The organism is Levilactobacillus wangkuiensis, assembly GCF_016861605.1.
GTDB lineage: Bacteria > Bacillota > Bacilli > Lactobacillales > Lactobacillaceae > Levilactobacillus > Levilactobacillus wangkuiensis.
Genome location: NZ_BOLM01000050.1, coordinates 1 through 1,649 on the forward strand (window position 1 = coordinate 1; position 1,649 = coordinate 1,649).

Genomic DNA, 1,649 nt, shown 5'->3' on the forward strand with positions numbered 1-1,649 from the left:
CCTGAATTATTCATACCTTCCAAAAAAGTCGTCAGTTTTCATGTTTTTCAAAAACTGACGGCTTTTGATCTTGCTTACTATGTATTGAGACTCTAAATTTTGATGGTATCACCTAACGGTGAGTCATTTTTGAATTTTTGGGTGCACTTGTCCCTTGATCGTACAGAATTTTTTTTAATTGGGGCTATTTAATAGCCTGAATACGCTGTAATACCTGATAAAAGAGTCGATGATAAACGTGATGAGAACTCAGTCGTAACTGGATTCGTCGACAGGTAAACACAACGCGGGCAGCGACTTTGAATAAACGGATTCGTAATGTACTAACACGCAATCCGGTCTCTGTTTTAGGTAGGGCTATTTGCTTCATAAAATTGATAATATTGTACGCTAATACACTAACCATCATACGGGCAGCGTTGGCGGTAAACGTTGAACTATCAGTCTTATCAAAGAAGAAGCCCTCTTTGGCTTCCTTGATATAATTCTCCATCTGACCACGCTTATGATACAGTTCAAATGCTGCTTCTGCGGTTAAATTTGTCAGATTAGTCACAATAAATTCATGTGAAAAGATCAATTCGCCAGCTACACGAGTTGACTTAACGTATACTTGACGCGGTTTAGGCCACGAAGTGGCCTGATAAGTTGCTGAGTAATAGTGAGTTTCGGTTTCATGCCACTCAGTTGTGTCGCTTATCTGTACAAACTCTTCTGCCAAGTTGTGTAGTCGCTTATTACGTTTGAGGCGAATAATGTAAAAGACATCATCGGCCTCGCAGGTATCATAAACAGCTGGTGTGGCGAACCCGCTATCACCGCGAACCAGAATATCAGTTTCTGGCAATTGGTCTTGATAATGTTTTAATAACGGTTCTAAAAAGGCTTTTATATCTGTACTGGTATAGGCATTACCAGGCCGTAGGATGGCTTTCAGGAGATTACCATCATTATCGATAGCTAGTAATGGATGATACCCCTCCGAGCCATAATGGGCGTTATAGTCAGTAGCTTCTTGATTGCCATAAGTGTCAGAATGGGTTGAATCAATATCAATAATGGTGGTCGTCTGATTAGTTAGCAGTCGAGCTTGATCAATAAGAGCTTGATTTAAAGTCTGGAAGGCGTCCACACCTGCGGAATCGATACGTTGCCAGAAACGGGATATCGTCGCTTGTGAAGCTAAGGCTGGTTTGTCCAATAAAAGTTTAAACAATGGTTCTGCAACCAATGAGGTTGCAGCAGAATCTGTATTATAACCGGCAATGATCTGCAGAACCAACTGCATCAAGATACTTGAATTACTATGTCGGCAGTATTGTCGATGGTCGTTGAACTTCAATAGATTGTCAGCTAAGTTCGTGAACTGAAACTTTGCCATCAGTTCAACACACAAGGTTAGGCCACCATCAGAAGATAATTGACCGCCGGTATGCGATGCTAGAATGTTTTTATTGAAACTAAATGCCATTTCCTGTACAGTTTTCATTATAGAGTCCTCTTCTCTTTATAGTGTCTTTTGGTCGAGTTAACTATACCAGAGCTGAGGCTCTTTTTCTGCACTTAAAAGGTGAAAACGTAAAATCCCCATCAAGCACTTGAATCATGTGTTTGATGGGGATTTTGGAGTTTCTGGTGAATAATTCAGG

At 40.6% G+C, this 1,649-nt stretch carries 1 protein-coding gene; it reads right to left on the reverse strand.

Going from position 1 to position 1,649, the window contains the following annotated elements; translation table 11 throughout:
• Positions 1-184 precede the first annotated feature (184 nt).
• The gene (locus tag JUF13_RS14360) at positions 185-1,489 is read right to left on the reverse strand and encodes an IS1380 family transposase (protein ID WP_203640202.1); all 1,305 of its coding nucleotides are present in this window, start codon (positions 1,487-1,489) and stop codon (positions 185-187) included.
• Between the last annotated feature and the right edge of the window lie 160 nt (positions 1,490-1,649).

What these genes read in the sequence shown, in the direction of transcription:
- JUF13_RS14360 (WP_203640202.1), bottom strand. Translation starts at nt 1,489, where the DNA reads ATGAAAACTGTACAGGAAATGGCATTTAGTTTCAATAAAAACATTCTA.